The sequence below is a fragment of the Desulforhopalus vacuolatus genome (genome assembly GCF_016918505.1).
GTDB lineage: Bacteria > Desulfobacterota > Desulfobulbia > Desulfobulbales > Desulfocapsaceae > Desulforhopalus > Desulforhopalus vacuolatus.
Genome location: NZ_JAFFPZ010000007.1, coordinates 1 through 15,153, shown reverse-complemented (window position 1 = coordinate 15,153; position 15,153 = coordinate 1). Strand labels below are relative to the sequence as shown.

Annotated in this window: 11 protein-coding genes, 4 tRNA genes and 1 pseudogene; 13 read left to right on the top strand and 3 right to left on the bottom strand. The window is 50.5% G+C overall.

Features of this window, described 5'->3' with window-relative positions:
* The first annotated feature begins 9 nt into the window (after positions 1 to 9).
* The 13 genes from JWG39_RS06180 (at position 10) to hemW (ending at position 12,410) form a co-directional block, all read left to right on the top strand.
* Positions 10 to 471, top strand: a complete 462-nt coding sequence (locus JWG39_RS06180) for a hypothetical protein (RefSeq protein WP_205218513.1) — start codon at positions 10 to 12, stop codon at positions 469 to 471.
* A gap of 108 nt (positions 472 to 579) precedes the next feature.
* A tRNA-Lys gene (locus JWG39_RS06175) sits at positions 580 to 655 on the top strand.
* 13 nt (positions 656 to 668) lie between these two features.
* Positions 669 to 746, top strand: a tRNA-Glu gene (locus JWG39_RS06170).
* Between the two features lie 181 nt (positions 747 to 927).
* Positions 928 to 1,003: transfer RNA gene (locus JWG39_RS06165), tRNA-Lys, on the top strand.
* A gap of 13 nt (positions 1,004 to 1,016) precedes the next feature.
* A tRNA-Glu gene (locus tag JWG39_RS06160) sits at positions 1,017 to 1,094 on the top strand.
* Between the two features lie 616 nt (positions 1,095 to 1,710).
* Positions 1,711 to 2,415, top strand: a complete 705-nt coding sequence (locus JWG39_RS06155; RefSeq protein WP_205218512.1) for a response regulator — start codon at positions 1,711 to 1,713, stop codon at positions 2,413 to 2,415.
* Positions 2,416 to 2,426: 11 nt separating this feature from the next.
* Positions 2,427 to 4,643, top strand: a complete 2,217-nt coding sequence (locus tag JWG39_RS06150; RefSeq protein ID WP_205218511.1) for an ATP-binding protein — start codon at positions 2,427 to 2,429, stop codon at positions 4,641 to 4,643.
* Entirely contained in the window at positions 4,636 to 7,131 is a 2,496-nt protein-coding gene (locus tag JWG39_RS06145; RefSeq protein WP_205218510.1) for an HRDC domain-containing protein, read from the top strand. Before JWG39_RS06150 ends, JWG39_RS06145 begins: the two co-directional genes overlap by 8 nt.
* 680 nt (positions 7,132 to 7,811) lie before the next feature.
* Positions 7,812 to 8,417: a recombination-associated protein RdgC gene (gene rdgC / locus JWG39_RS06140; RefSeq protein WP_205218509.1), complete on the top strand. Its 606-nt coding sequence runs from the start codon at positions 7,812 to 7,814 to the stop codon at positions 8,415 to 8,417.
* Between the two features lie 36 nt (positions 8,418 to 8,453).
* A complete protein-coding gene (locus JWG39_RS06135) occupies positions 8,454 to 9,008 on the top strand; it encodes a hypothetical protein (RefSeq protein WP_205218508.1) in 555 nt (184 codons plus the stop codon).
* Between the two features lie 82 nt (positions 9,009 to 9,090).
* Positions 9,091 to 10,518: an Asp-tRNA(Asn)/Glu-tRNA(Gln) amidotransferase subunit GatB gene (gene gatB / locus JWG39_RS06130; protein WP_205218507.1), complete on the top strand. Its 1,428-nt coding sequence runs from the start codon at positions 9,091 to 9,093 to the stop codon at positions 10,516 to 10,518.
* 42 nt (positions 10,519 to 10,560) lie between these two features.
* On the top strand, positions 10,561 to 11,298 hold the full coding sequence (gene radC, locus JWG39_RS06125; RefSeq protein WP_205218506.1) for a RadC family protein: 738 nt from the start codon (positions 10,561 to 10,563) through the stop codon (positions 11,296 to 11,298).
* Between the two features lie 2 nt (positions 11,299 to 11,300).
* The gene (gene hemW / locus JWG39_RS06120; RefSeq protein ID WP_205218505.1) at positions 11,301 to 12,410 is read left to right on the top strand and encodes a radical SAM family heme chaperone HemW; all 1,110 of its coding nucleotides are present in this window, start codon (positions 11,301 to 11,303) and stop codon (positions 12,408 to 12,410) included.
* Positions 12,411 to 13,119: 709 nt separating this feature from the next.
* Here the strand turns inward: hemW and JWG39_RS06115 are convergent.
* The 3 genes and pseudogenes from JWG39_RS06115 to JWG39_RS17370 all read right to left on the bottom strand — a co-directional run bounded on the left by JWG39_RS06115 (position 13,120) and on the right by JWG39_RS17370 (position 15,069).
* Positions 13,120 to 14,514 (bottom strand): sensor domain-containing protein, encoded by a 1,395-nt coding sequence (locus JWG39_RS06115; protein ID WP_205218504.1) that lies wholly within the window; start codon positions 14,512 to 14,514, stop codon positions 13,120 to 13,122.
* Between the two features lie 160 nt (positions 14,515 to 14,674).
* Positions 14,675 to 14,785: pseudogene (locus JWG39_RS17030) on the bottom strand (ATPase domain-containing protein); the annotation flags it as partial.
* Entirely contained in the window at positions 14,782 to 15,069 is a 288-nt protein-coding gene (locus JWG39_RS17370) for a circadian clock KaiB family protein (protein ID WP_205218502.1), read from the bottom strand. The gene JWG39_RS17370 and the pseudogene JWG39_RS17030, both read right to left, overlap by 4 nt.
* Positions 15,070 to 15,153 lie beyond the last annotated feature (84 nt).

Here is a 15,153-nt window from a genome sequence, read left to right as displayed (position 1 = left end):
GAGAGGAATATGAACATTGACTGGAATATCAAAAAGAAGCAGGGAAACCACCGTCCGACCCTCAGCTATACTGTTACTCTTGAGGAGCATGAGATGGAACTGGATATGGAGCCCTTGACTCTCACCAGTACCCTTGCCGTGGTTCCCCATGAGGAACGCGGCTGGTGTCTGCCGGGGGAGGATGAGCGCCGCGATGACTGGCAGCCGACCGAGTTTCACCTTCTGGCGGTGCCGTGGTTTCGAGTGGGTGTGGATTCCGGTTTCCTGCGTCTGCCGTTTCGTGAGTCCAGAGAGTATCCGGAAGTGGAGATATCTTTTCGTCGTCTGCGTGATGAGTATGAGAAGCTGGTGTGTGAAGCGCTGCGCTGGGGCTCCCTCGATGTAAAGGCTTCGCTGCAGGCTGCTGAAAAGACGAAGGAGAAAATTGCGGGTACGCTGGTGGCGAAGAAGATGCTGCAGCTGGCGGGCTGATTTATACCTTTTGTCTTTTGGCGGGAAATGTATATTTTGTATCCCAGACAAAATAAATGAAAAAAGATGTTGACTCGTCTTCGGGAACTTTGTATATAGATCGCTCCCGGGTCGTTAACTCAGTTGGTAGAGTATCTGACTTTTAATCAGAGAGTCGCGCGTTCGAACCGCGCACGACCCACCAAAAATTTTGTTTTGTCCCTATCGTCTAGTCAGGTCCAGGACATCGGCCTTTCACGCCGACAACACCGGTTCGAATCCGGTTGGGGACGCCATATTAAAGGTACTTGGTGAGTAATCGCCAAGTACCTTTTCTTCTTTAAAATTGTAGTGAATATGCAGAAAGTTGTAGCAACTATTTGGAAAGACCTTTAGGTTGTTTTTACAACAAGTGATGGTTGCAGTGCAGCACCGATTGAGATCAGTCTTCATGATCTTTTTATATAGGGTGTTTTCGGGTCGTTAACTCAGTTGGTAGAGTGTCTGACTCTTAATCAGAACGTCGCGCGTTCGAGCCGCGCACGACCCACCAGAAATTTTGTTTTGTCCCTATCGTCTAGTCAGGTCCAGGACATCGGCCTTTCACGCCGACAACACCGGTTCGAATCCGGTTGGGGACGCCATATTAAGGGCACTTAGCGAGTATTCGCTAAGTGCCCTTTCTTATTGACTGGAGTGACACACTTCCCTTGTGAGAATGATACCATTCCTATTAAGTTATGCTCTTTTTATACCATTTACATTTTGTATTAACCAGAGAATGCAATTAAAGAGAGAACAACAGCAATTCTCTGTTTAATTTTAAATTTTTTTGCCTTTATTCGCATGTTTAGAGCTTTTATTCGTTGGCAAAAAGTCTTTCGCTGTTCCGTCTTTTGCTTTTCCCTGTCTCCCGTCTCCCGTCTCCTGTCTCCCATCCCCCTGCCTTTACATTCGCCAATAGAAAGTGAAAATGGCATTAAGTACGGTCACAACTTAATAGGAATGGTATTACATCCTGTTTATTCATTCGTAATCACAAAAAAAGATGTCCACGCAGTCGCGCTCTCTGGTCAATACAAAATGTAAATGGTATGACAACATTTTGAAGAAAAATGACCAGCCCTGGTCGGACTCGACGCAGTGGCGAAACGCGGAGATCCAGTGTATTCTACACGACAGGAGAGTTGCTGAAAAAAGAGCCTTTCCGTATGTCGTACATTTGACAATACTCGAATTCCTGAGGAGACAACTGCTGCCATGGCCTGTTATATCATTGCCCTTGTCGAAGATGACGATCTTCTCCGTGACAACTACACTCATGCCCTCCAGCGTGAGGGATATGAAGTACACAGTTATGCCACCCGTCCCGAGGCAACGGCAGCCTTCCAGAAGAATCTGCCCGACCTCGCCATACTCGATGTGATGCTGGAAGATGAGATGGAGGGCGGTTTTACCCTCTGTTCGCAGCTTCGCCAGCTTTCACCGACCATCCCCATTATCTTTCTAACTGCTCGAGATTCAGACCTCGACCGGGTCAGCGGCCTGCGCCTCGGTGCCTGGGATTACCTGTCGAAAAATACCACAACGCTCGATTTCCTGCCGGTGCGCATCTCGGCGCTGTTCAAGATTGTCGAGTCGCTGGCGGCCAATGTACAGCCGGCGGAGGAAGAAGTCTTCACGGTGGAAGAACTCACCCTCTACCACGAACAGAAGAGGGTCTTCTGGAAGGAAATACAGATAGACTTTACCCTCACCGAGTTCTGGCTGGTGCACGCCCTTATTGAACATCCCGGCCATGTCAAATCTCATGCTCAGCTGATGGCTGCCGCCCGGCTGGTGGTGAGCAGTAATGCCATCACTGCACACATTCGCCGCATCCGTGACAAATTCCGTGAAATAGACCCGGATTTCAACTCAATCCGCACCGAATACGGCCTGGGCTACCGCTGGCGTACCAACTGAGGTCTCTTCCCATGCGCCTGCGTGTTACCCTCCGCCTGAAACTGGCGCTGGTCACTCTGCTGTTGTTCTTTATACCGATTATTGGTGTACAAATCAGTGAACAGATCAAGCGGGATTTACTTCGTTCTCAGGAGGAGACCCTGCTTTTCTCCGCTCGCGCCGTGGCCACGGTACTCGCGTCGCAGCCAAAACTCTTCATCAGGGAGCGGTTTCACCCGCCGGAGGACAGCAGTGAGGTTCTCTATTTGCCGCCGTTGACATCCCCCCTGCGTCTCAACGGGCAACTCGACGACTGGCCGGATGTGAACGATGAAGCCTCTCCCTCTATGGGAAAGGGCCAGATCCTTTTCTCCTCGGAGGCCTGGGATCCGAAATCCTTCAGCCTGCGCCATATAACTGGTGTGCGGGGAGATTATATCTATGCTGTCTTTATTGTTGATGACGACAAGGTTGTCTATCGCCGCGATGGTGACAATCAACTGGATCGCTCCGACCATGTTGAACTGCGCATTGAAGACAAGAAGGGCCGCCAGCGTCTCTACCGCATCAGTCCCCGTCATCCCGGATGGGTGAACGGTTACCTTATTCCGCGTGGACGCCGCAGGGCGATTCGTGAGCCGCGTCTGCAGGCTGTATGGGAACTGTGTGAGGGCGGTTATGTGGTTGAGTTGCGACTGCCTCGGGAGATGGTGGGAACCAGGCTTGCCTTCGCCGTCGGCGATGTGGACGATGAGAAGAAAAGAACGGTAAAATATGTTCTTGGCACAAATAGACAGCGTAAAAGTAATAAAGATAAAAAGAGTAATACTGCCAAAAAGATAAAAAGGACGGATGCGGAAATCAGCTGGATCATCAGTCCGTCAGAAACCATTGAATCTATTCTCAAGACTCTTGATCGTCCCAATTCCCGCGTTTCCATCGTTGATGCCAATCAACGGGTGCGTGCCACCTGCGGCGAACTGGTGAGTACGCCGCCGCCGGAGGCACCGTCACTCCGCAGGCAGCTGCTGGCCCCGATCTACAAACTTTTTACCACCTCTTTCTCCAATGCCAACCCTGAAGGGCCAGCTGCCCTCTCCACTCTTGATCTTGACGGAGTTCGCCAGGCCCTTGCCGGCGAGCCGGCCCTCACCCGCTATATTCCGGTAGGTGAGGGGGAAAAGGATAAGAAGCGGCTGGAGGTGATGGCCGCCATTGTGCCGTTGAAGAATGCTGACACTACCGTTGGAGCGGTGGTGGTGGAACAGACGACCAACTCAATTCTCGCCCTGCAGAACAAAGTTATTGAAGAATCGATAACCCTTGCTGTACTGCTCTTCGGCGGAGCGGGACTGGCGCTGATTTTTTTTGCCTTCCGCCTCTCCTCACGTATTCGCCGGGTGGGGCGCGACGCCGCCGGTGCTCTCACCAGCAGTGGAAAGATCCGCAGTATTGTTCCTCTGCGTTCCAGGGATGAGCTTGGTGACCTTTCCCGGACCCTTGCCGACATGCTTGAACAGCTGCGCAGCCAGTCCAACTTTCGCGAACGGATGGCAGACAACCTTGAGCATGAGATGCGTACCCCTCTTGCGGGAATATCCGCCTCTCTACAGAATCTTGCTGAAGAACTCAGAACCCTTCCAGAGACAAAATCGCGTTATATAACCATGGCGCTGACTGATATTAAACGACTGGAGGCACTGCTGGCGCAAATTCGCGATGCCACCAGCCTGCAGGAGATGCTCAGTCTGGATCAAAGAGAGTTCTTTGAGCTGGATACAGCCATTGAGATGTGGCTGGAACACAGCTGGAAACCGGCCTTTTCCGGAGTTGATTTCATCTATTATCGACCGGAAGGTGAGGTGCCTTTCAATGGTGATCCGCAACGTATCCATCAGGTACTCGACAAGCTGGTGGAGAACGCCGTCTCCTTCCACCGCAGGGGGTCGTCGATTGAGCTGGAACTGCAGCGCGGTGTCTCCTCTGTGATCATTATTATCAGCAATCAGGGTCCGGGAATTCTGCGGGAGATGCAGGGGCAGATTTTCAATTCAATGGTTTCCAAACGTGATTCAGGCAGTAAAAAAACAGGGGGGGCCCATCTCGGTCTTGGCCTCTATATAGTACGGACGATTGTTGAATACTACAGCGGCACTATTACGGTAGACTCCTCAGAAACGTCGAGCCATACACGTTTTCGGGTGGAGTTGCCACTGCAGGAGAAAAAGGGAGAGCTGAAGAATGGATAACTGCGAAGTCAAACTGGCAAGAAGATTTCTTGAAGAAACCGACTGTAATATCTTCCTCACCGGCAAGGCGGGAACGGGTAAAACCACCTTTCTCCACACTCTGAAAGAGAGTTGCCCTAAACGTATGGTCGTGGCTGCGCCCACCGGAGTGGCGGCAATTAATGCCGGTGGTGTTACCCTGCACTCTTTCTTCCAGCGTCCCTTTGGTCCCTGGATACCTGGTCAGGCGCAGGAGCGGCATAATCTGCGCAAAGAAAAAGTTGCCATGCTGCGCAACCTTGATCTTCTGGTCATTGACGAGATCTCCATGGTGCGTGTTGACCTGCTCGACTCCATCGATTTTGTCCTTCGCCGTTACCGTAACAGCGAACTCCCCTTCGGCGGAGTGCAGCTGCTGATGATTGGTGACCTCTACCAGCTGCCGCCGGTGGTCAAGGAGAACGACTGGGCGTTACTCGGTCAGCACTATGCAACCCCGTGGTTCTTTTCCTCGCAGGCGCTGCAACGCGGGCCGCTGGTGACAGTAGAGCTGACGAAGGTCTATCGGCAGAGTGACAGCACTTTTGTTGATCTGCTCAACCAGATTCGTGATAACCGCGTTGGGCCTGCGGTCCTTGAACATCTCAACAGTCGTTACGTTGAAGATACCAGTAAGGTTGAAAGGGAAGGAACCATTACCCTCTGCACCCACAACAACCAGGCGGATGTTATCAATCGCCAGCGGCTGGAGGAGCTGCCCGGACGGGCACGCAGTTTCAGCGCCAGTGTGGATGGAGATTTTCCCGAGTCTACCTGGCCGACCATGGAGCGGCTCTCCCTGAAGGTGGGCGCTCAGGTGATGTTTGTCCACAATGATCCGGGGCCTGACAAACGCTTCTACAACGGCCGTATAGGTACGGTTACCCGCCTGGAGGCGGATTCCGTCTGCGTTCTCTGTGAGGGTGATGAAGAGCCGATTGAGGTGGAGGCAATCAGCTGGGAAAATATGGAGTACAGTCTCAACGGGGAAATGGAGCTGGAGCAGGAGAAAATTGGTTCTTTCACCCAGATTCCTCTAAAGCAGGCGTGGGCAATCACTATCCACAAGAGCCAGGGGCTGACCTTTGATCGGCTGATTGTCGACGCCGAGGCGGCCTTTGCCCACGGACAGACCTATGTGGCGCTGAGCCGCTGCCGCAGTTTCAAGGGGCTCACCCTGAGGAGTCATATCAGCGGGCGTGCCATCCAGACCGATCGGCAGGTGTCTCTCTTCAGTGAAATGACACGCAGCAATCCCCCTGGAGAAGAGCAGCTGGCTGCGGCGCGTCTCGCCTATCAGCAGAAACTCCTGCTGCAGTGTTTCAACTTTACCCGGCTGGGCTATTGCTTCGGCCGTTTTCTCGGTACTCTGCGGGGCAACGTCTCGGTGGTGCAGGTCGGTGGTGCAGGTGATCTTGAGGAGCTGCAGCGGCAGGCACAGGAGAAGATCTTTACCGTTGCGGAGAATTTTCATAACCAGCTCTGCGGAAAGTTTAATCCGCAGATTGCCCCGGTGGAAGACCCGGTGGTAATTGAGCGGTTCACCAGAGCGTCGGTGTGGTTCCAGAAGCAGATGACGGAGCTGATCCAGCCGCTGCTTGATAATATCATTTTTGAAACCGACAACAAACAGATTCGCACCCGACTGCGCAGATTGTATAAGGAGCTGGCAGAGGAGGCTGCGGTGAAACGGGCAGCGGTCTCCTGCTGTGCGGAGGAGTTTAATGTCGGCAGTTATCTGCGTGCCATTGGTGCTGCCACCATTGAAAAGCAGAGTGCACCGAAAGGCGGCGGCAAGTCCGGCAGTGAGGTGCCGCTTTATCGCGAGGAGGATATCGCCAATCCTGAGTTTTTTGAACGGTTGCGACGGTGGCGGACAGAGAAGGCGGCGGAGGAAGATGTCCCCGCCTATCGGGTGCTGGCACAGAAACCGCTGATACAGCTCGCAGTTCATCTGCCGGTGAGCAATAAGGGGTTGTTGAAGATTCACGGTATTGGCCCGAAACTGGCGGAGCGGTATGGTGAGGAGCTGCTGCAGATGATAAAAGAGTATCGTCTTGCCGAGGGGATAACCGAGATTGCCCTGCCCCAACTCAGTCCGGAGCAGTTTGCCGAGCGGAGGGAACCGCAAAGGGAGAAACCGGCGGAGGAAAAAGACGGCCGTCCAACCCGCGAGATTACCCTGGGATATTTCCGCAGGGGGGAGAACGCCGAGGCTGTCGCCGCCATCCGTGGACTGAAACAGAGTACTGTTGAGAGTCACCTCGCCGAACTTATCGGGCTGGGTGAAATCAACATTGACGAGGTTCTGCCGGTAGCTGACATTGCCCCCATGCTGGAAGCTCTTGAACCGCTGAAGGATCTCCCCTGGGCGGTGATCAAACAGAACATGACCAGAACCATGGAACGCGATATAAGCTATGGCGAGGTAAAATGCCTGATGGCCCATCTCACTCGCAGGCAGGAGTAATACCGGGGGACAGGAGACAGGAGACAGGAAAAAGCAAAAGGTCTTTGTAGAGACGACCAATTTGGGCGTCTCCAGCACAACGGATGTTTCTAAAATTGATCGCAATGGTGATAACGGTGACCTTACATCATCATTGGTGAAAAATTGGCACAACAGTGATTCCGGCGATGATGTAGAGACAAGGCATGCCTTGTCTACACGGTGACGATAAACGTAACAATAACGGTGGAATGACTTGTAACGCATGGAATAAACAGGTAGCAGTTCCCAGAATTATTAAGAGCAGATACAACAGGGATTGGGCCTCCTTAAACGGAGGCATAACTTAATAGAAATGATATACTTTCCTTTTCAAGGTCTCGACAGTCGCATAAATTTCGTTTTTTCAGCAGATTCCGTAACGGCTGGAAAAGAAAAATATTTCGATATATGTACCGCCCGCCGGAGCTGCACCGCAGAGAGATTCAGCCTGGTTACGGTGAGGAAACGGGTCTCAGACGCCGTCAATATAAGTTTTCAAGGTACCCAAAAGTCTGATTGTAGAGGGAATGAGAGGGCTGGCGGTTCTTCTCTTCCTCTGAAATTCTTTACCATCAGGGCAAAGAGTGATATAAAAAGACCTTCAAATTAAGGGCTTCGGCCTGCTGCAGTATTTTCATATTTTCCACAGGAGTTGAGGTATGGGTTTGCTCAAAGGGTCAGCAAGTTTCGTCCGCTTTTCAGTGGAGGGCGAGCTTCCCGACAGTTCGCTGGAGTATCTGCTGGACAGGATAATTACCTATAGTTTCGAGGATATTGACGACAACTACGAGGAGTTTTCCCTCGGCTGGGTGTCGGTACAGAATATGTTTGATTCACAGTTTAAGAATGCCTCCTGGGTGGCGGGAGACTATATCACTCTCAGTCTGCGCATCGATGAGCGCAAGGTCTCTGCAGCGATCCTCAAGAAATGCATCATCAAAGAGGAGGAGCGGGTGCGTCTCGAGAAGCAGCTTCCCAAACTCTCCCGCTCAACCAGAGTGGAAATAAAGGAGCGGGTGCAATCGGAGCTGATGCGCAAGGCAATCCCGATTCCAGCTGTCTATGAGCTGGCGTGGAATCTGAGTGAGGGGGTGGTTCTTTTTTTCTCCACCAACAAGAAAGCCCAGGCTCTGCTTGAAGACCACTTTCGGGAGACCTTCGGCCTGCTGGTCAAACAGCAGATTCCCTATACCACAGCGGAGGCGCTGCTCGACGAGGCGCAGATCATCAAACTTGAGAATGCCTCACCGGATCTTTTTGTGTGAGTCGGAACCGACAGCAGCTGACAAGAGAGAAAAATAATGGATTTAGTCGATTTAATAGCGGAAAAACGTTGGCTTGGACAGGAGTTTCTCACCTGGCTCTGGTTCAAGAGTGACGAGCGCGGTGGTACTATTGCTCTGCCGGAGCGTGGCGATATCAGTGTCACTTTTGAAAAAAACATGTCACTGGAATCAGGAGAGGGAGAGTCGCTGGAGAAGATTACCTGCTCCGGACAACAGTCGGAGCTGCGCGAAGCGCGTACCGGCCTGGCCATGGGAAAAAAACTGGAGAGCGCACGTCTCTCCTTCGGTTTTAATGACTACGAATTTGCTGTCACTCTCTCCGGTTCTTTGATGGAGTATCGCAGTGTTGCCCTGCCGAAGACGGAAGAGACTGAGGCTGACGGCAGTAATCCCGAAGAGGTGGAAGGGATGGTGCTGGAGAGGATTTTCCTTCTTGAAGAGTTGGCGAAAACGGTCAATCAGTGTTTCAAGATGTTCCTTGATCTTCGCCTTGGTGATGAATGGCGGGACGAGTTGATTAAGATCAGGGAGTGGGTGGAGAAGAACGCCGAGGTGGTCACGTTTGACTAAAGGAAACCTAAAGGGTACCACTGCCTGAAGATGTATAATCAAGAAATAAAGCCGCAGAAAAGTTTGAAGAGAGGAGAAGGAAATGGAATTTGAAACTGTCATTGGCCTGGAGATTCACGCCCAGCTGAAAACCAAAACGAAAATTTTCTGCGGCTGTTCCAACGAATTCGGCGCTGCCCCCAATACTCATACCTGTCCAATTTGCCTTGGCATGCCGGGCGTGCTGCCGGTACTGAACAGGAAGGTGGTAGAGTTCGCAATCCGTTTCGGGCTTGCCACCGGGGCGAAAATCAACCAGTTCAACCAGTTTGCCCGGAAGAACTACTTCTACCCCGACCTGCCCAAAGGGTATCAAACCTCACAGTTCGACAAGCCGATTGTCGGCAAAGGTTTTCTCGATATTGAGGTGGATGGTGAAAGCAGGCGTATTGGCATTACCCGTGCCCACATGGAAGAGGATGCCGGCAAGCTTGTGCACGATTCCGTTGAGCCGGTCAGCCATGTGGATCTTAACCGTACAGGTACGCCGCTGCTGGAAATTGTTTCTGAACCGGATATGCGCAGTCCGCAGGAGGCGGTGGCCTATCTCAAGAAGCTGCACGCCATTGTCCGCTACCTCAATATATGCGATGGCAACATGCAGGAGGGATCTTTTCGCTGCGACGCGAACATCTCCCTGCGGCCGGTGGGACAGCAGGAGCTGGGAACCCGCACCGAGTTGAAGAATATGAACTCCTTCCGCCACGTTGAGGCGGCGCTGGAGTATGAGCAGCGGCGTCAGCGTGACCTGCTGCTCGACGGCGAGAAAATCGTCCAGGAAACCCTGCTGTGGGACCCGGACAAGCAGATTACCGCATCAATGCGCGGTAAGGAAGATGCCCACGATTACCGCTATTTTCCCTGTCCGGATCTTGTGCCGGTGGAGATCAGTGAGGAATGGATTGAGGAGGTTCGTGCCGGTCTGCCGGAGCTGCCGGATGCCAGGAAAGCCCGCTTCATGAGCGAATATGAACTGTCTGAATATGATGCCGACTGGCTTACTGCCGACCGTCCCGTGGCTGATTATTTTGAGGCAGTGGTGAAAGTGGGGGCGCAGGCGAAAAAGGCGGCAAACTGGATTATGTCCGAACTCTCCCGCGAACTTGGCAGTGAGGATATAGAACGCTGCAGGGTGAGCCCGGCCGGTCTTGCCGAACTGCTGGCGATGATTGAGAAGAACACCATCAGCGGCAAGATTGCCAAGAGCGTCTTCGTAGAGATGATGGAGAGCGGGAAGGATGCCGTCGCCATTGTCAAAGAGAAGGGACTGGAGCAGAACTCTGATATGGGGGAACTGCAGGCTGTTGTCGAGAAGATCGTCGCCGCCAACCCCGAACAGGCCGAGGATTTCAGGAACGGCAAGACAAAGATCATGGGATACTTTGTTGGCCAGCTGATGAAAGAGACAAAAGGAAAAGCGAACCCGAAGATGGCCAATGAGCTGTTTGCCAGGGTTATCAATAAGGGATGAAAAAGCAGAAGAACAGTATGGCGGCCTCTATGACGTGAAACCATGGAAAAAACGGATTGGCAAAACAAGGGTAAAGGACATCGCGGCCGGTTGCGTGATCGTTTCCTTGAGAACGGTCTGGACGGGTTCAGCGATGCCGAGGTGCTGGAGCTGCTGCTCACCTTCGGCACCCCGCGCAGTGACTGCAAGGAGCCTGCCCGTGAATTGCTGAAAGAGCTGGGCAGTTTCTCCTCTGTGCTTGATGCACCCCTGCCGGTGCTGGAGAAGGTGAAGGGGATAGGGCCGAAGAACAGTTTCGCCCTGCGTTTCATTCATGTTGTTGCTTCCCACTACCTCAGGGACCGGGTGCGCGGTCGGACGTATCTGCAGAGTTCCGCCGCCGTTATCGACTATCTCTCTCATGAGATGCGCGGTCTCAAGCGGGAGATTTTTAAGGTGATCTTCCTTGATACCGCCCACGCCATCATCGATGCGGAGACCATGGGAGAGGGGACTCTCAACCGCAACGCCGTCTACCCCCGCGAGGTGATCAAGCTGGCACTGGACCGTCACGCGGCGGCCATCATCCTTGCCCACAACCATCCCTCCGGTTCCCTGCAGCCTTCAGCGCAGGATATCAAACTGACAAAAACGATGCACTTCCTCTGTTCCTGCATGGAGCTGCAGCTGCTTGACCATATCATCATCGGTGACGGCAGCTACAGTTTTGCCGATAACGGACTGATGCAGAAGGTGCAGGCCAGCTCCAGCGCTGTCATGGATCAATTTTCCGACGGGTGACCATGCTCTATATCCATATTCCTTTCTGTGAAAAGAAGTGCGGCTATTGCGCCTTTGCTTCGGTGGCCGGGGCACGTGAGCTGTACCGTCCCTATTGCACAGCCCTGCTGGAGGAGCTGAGCCGCCTGCCCCGCAGACAACTCTCCACGCTTTTTTTCGGCGGTGGAACTCCCACTTCGCTGCCAACAGATCTTCTCTGTGAGCTGCTTGATTTTATCAGGCAGCACTTCTCCTTTGCCGAAGAGGCAGAGGTGTCCATGGAGGCCAACCCCGGTACCGTCTCTTTTGAATCCCTGCGGCGTCTGCGGCTGGCGGGAGTAAACCGCATTTCCTTCGGCGTCCAGTCCTTTGACGATGACGAGCTGCGCGTCCTGGGCCGTATCCACAATGCGGAGGAGGCCCGCGAGGCCGTCAGAATGGCCCGGGACGCGGGCTTTGATAATCTCAGCCTTGATCTGATGTATGGCCTTCCTGACCAGGATACGCAGGCTTTTGATTTTTCTCTTCACTGTGCCCTTGAACTTCATCCCCGGCACATTTCCCTCTATCAGCTTACCCCGGAGGAGGGAACTCCGCTGTTCACAGCCCTTGAAAACGGACGGCTGACCCTGCCGGGTGAGGAGGATATTATTGCTATGGATTCCCTTGTCAACAGAGTGACGGCAGAAGCCGGTTTTGAACACTATGAAACCTCCAACTATGCTCTTCCGGGATACCGTTGCCGGCACAATATCCGTTACTGGCACAATGAGGAATGGTTTGCTGCGGGGGCGGCGGCGGTGAGTTATGTGCAGGGATGCAGGGAACGGCGCGAGGAAAATCCGTGGCACTATATTGAGAAAATTACAGCGGGGGAGGATGCAGTCGTGGAGCGGGAAAGTCTCGATCGCGAGGCCTCCTTTCGTGAGACTGTAATTATGGGACTGCGCATGATGGAAGGGGTGGATTTGTCAGAACTTCAGTGCCGTTTTCATCTCGAACCCCGTCAGTATTATGGCGGGGTGCTGCAGAAGCTGATGGAGCAGGGCCTTGTCGAACGTACTCCGACCCATCTCAAGCTCAGTCCGGCCGGACATTCCTTTGCCAATATTGTGATGGCTGAACTGGTGTGAAACTCTAAGGTCTGTTCTAATGCTCCTGATAAACCACGGAAGACACGGATAAACACGAATTATACCATTTACATTTTGTATTAACCAGAGAACGAGACTGCGTAGACATCTTTTTTGGCGGTTACGAATGAATAAATAGGATGTAAAATTGATCACAATGGTGATAACGATGGCATTCATCATCAGTGGTGAAAAATTGGTACAACAGTGATTCCGGCGATGATGTAGAGACAAGGCATGCCTTGTCTACACGATGACGGTAAACGTAACGATAACGGTGGAATGACTTGTAACGCACGGAATAAACTGGTAACAATTCCCTGTTTAATTTTAAAACCTTTTGCCTTTATTCGCATGTTTAGAGCTTTCCTTTGGCAAAAAGTCTTTTGCTTTCCTGTCTTTTGCTTTTCCCTGTCTCCCGTCTCCTGTCTCCTGTCTCCCGTTTCCCTGCCTTTACATTCGCCAATACAAAGTGAAAATGGCATTGATACCATTTCCATTTTGTATTGATTCATCACCATTGATGGAAAATCGGCACGGCGGTGGTTTCCCGCGATGTTGTTCTGTACACTGTGACGGGAAACGTAACGATAACAGTGGAATTACACAACCATTGGTGGGCTAAACTGGTAGTAATTCCCGGAATTATTAAGAGCAGATACAACCGCGATTGAGCCCCCAAATGAGTCACAACTTAATAGGAATGGTATTATTGTAAATTTTTATTATAAAAGCGTATACATTTTTTGCCAGCCTGTTTAGCTGAGTACATGGCCTGGTCAGAATGGTTAATCAGGGTGGCAGGGGTAGAATTGTCAACAGGATATATTGTGACACCTATACTTGCTGAAATGCCGTTATGCTCCTGACCATCAATATCATAAGGAGCCGCAATAGCATCACCAACACGCTTGATTGCGACATCACAATTTTCTTTACTTTTTAATCCCCCAATCAATACTACAAATTCATCGCCACCGATTCTGGCAGCTGTATCGCCAGCGCGCAATACAGCCTGCATTCGTTTTGTCGCTTCGATGAGAATTATATCACCTCCTGCATGTCCAAAGAAATCATTGACCTCTTTGAATCCATCCAAATCGATGTAACACACAGCCAATAAAGTGTTTGCACGCCGAGTTAAGGCCGTTGCCTGAAATAATCGGTCTAAAAGTAACAGGCGGTTAGGTAAGCCTGTCAGGGAGTCGTGCTGAGCAATTTCCATAAGCTCTTCTTCACGTTTTCTCCGTTGCGTAAAGTCATATAAAGTCACCATAAATGCAGGATTATTATACCACGTGAAATCGGCATAGTGCATACTGATATTTTTAACTTTACCATCCTTATTCAGGATATCAATTTCAGTCACCTCGTCTCCTACTAGAGGAACGCCAAAGGGCTGGCCCATGAGCTGTTCACGAGAACGGTTCAAATTCAAGAGTGCACCTTCATTTGCTTCAAGAACATTGCCTTCAGAATCAAGAACCATGATACCATCTGCACACTGCTCAAAAAGATTCTTAAACTGCTCATGATTCTCAATTTCCAGTTTTAGATGTTCTTGAATGTGTACTTCGTTTGTTATACCCTGAAAACCAATAAAGAGACCATTATTGCTATATTTTGGGGATCCACTGGATTTAAGAAAGACAGGATTTCCTTCTTTATGCAGGCATGTCCATGATATCTGATCGAAGGAATTCCTGTTGTTAGAAATTTCTTTAAATACAGGAATTATATGATTTTTTTCTTGCTCTGACATTAATTCAAAGGTTCTCATTCCCAGAATTTTTTCTGGACGGTAACCCAGTATATTAAATATTTGTGGACTAATGTAGGTATAGTAACCCTCAGCGTCAGTTTCCCAGACACACTCTGCAATTTGACTCACCAATATGTTGAATCGTGATTCACTCCTTCTTAATTCATTTTTTAGGTCATAAAGTTTGATTTTTTCATAGGATTCAAACGTATTCTTTGATAGATCTTTTGGTAAAAAACCAATTCTATGTCGCTGTTTGTAATGCGTAGTACATCTATGAAGTAGTGTCACTACGTACTTTTTGGAATAAGATAATAAATGTAAAATATTTAATTTTGACATCTCTATTCATCCTCTTTTCATATCTCCTCTCCTCTCTTCTCCTCTCTTATCTTGTCAAGGTATTAATTGGAGACTAGAAAAGATTATCCAGGCGATCTATTTCTTTTGGTAGAGAATGTATGGCATTTCCAGACAGAATTCCATTGATGTTTGAGAAGGGGCTGCCGGAGGTCCCCGCAATTAATGTGGTTCTCCCCCTGGGTAAACCTCCCATAGATATGGCGTCAAACCCAGGAATGTCTGTGGATATTTTTTCTACTATCTGAGTCATTTATTCTTTTCCTTAAAATCTTTTGAATGAATTGGTTTTAAATCTAAACCGAGTAAAACTTTCTCATTGTTGGAGAGGTCTCCAATTACCCTGCGCAATGGTTCAGGAAGAGTCTTAATGAGGGTTGGTGTGGCTATAATCTTCTCATCTTCAGCGATTCCCGGGCACCCCTGAAACCCAGCAATAGCGTAGTTTTTAAAAAAAGTCTTCGTAAACATTTCAGAAGTTAAGGTAAAATTTCCCTTGACATATCGATGCGATTGTAATCGTCTTTTTGTAAGCAATATTAAAACCTTACAAGGAGGCTGCAATGTCCCGTCACATAAAAGAAACTATAAAAAGCCACAGACGAAAAATGGCCCAAACTG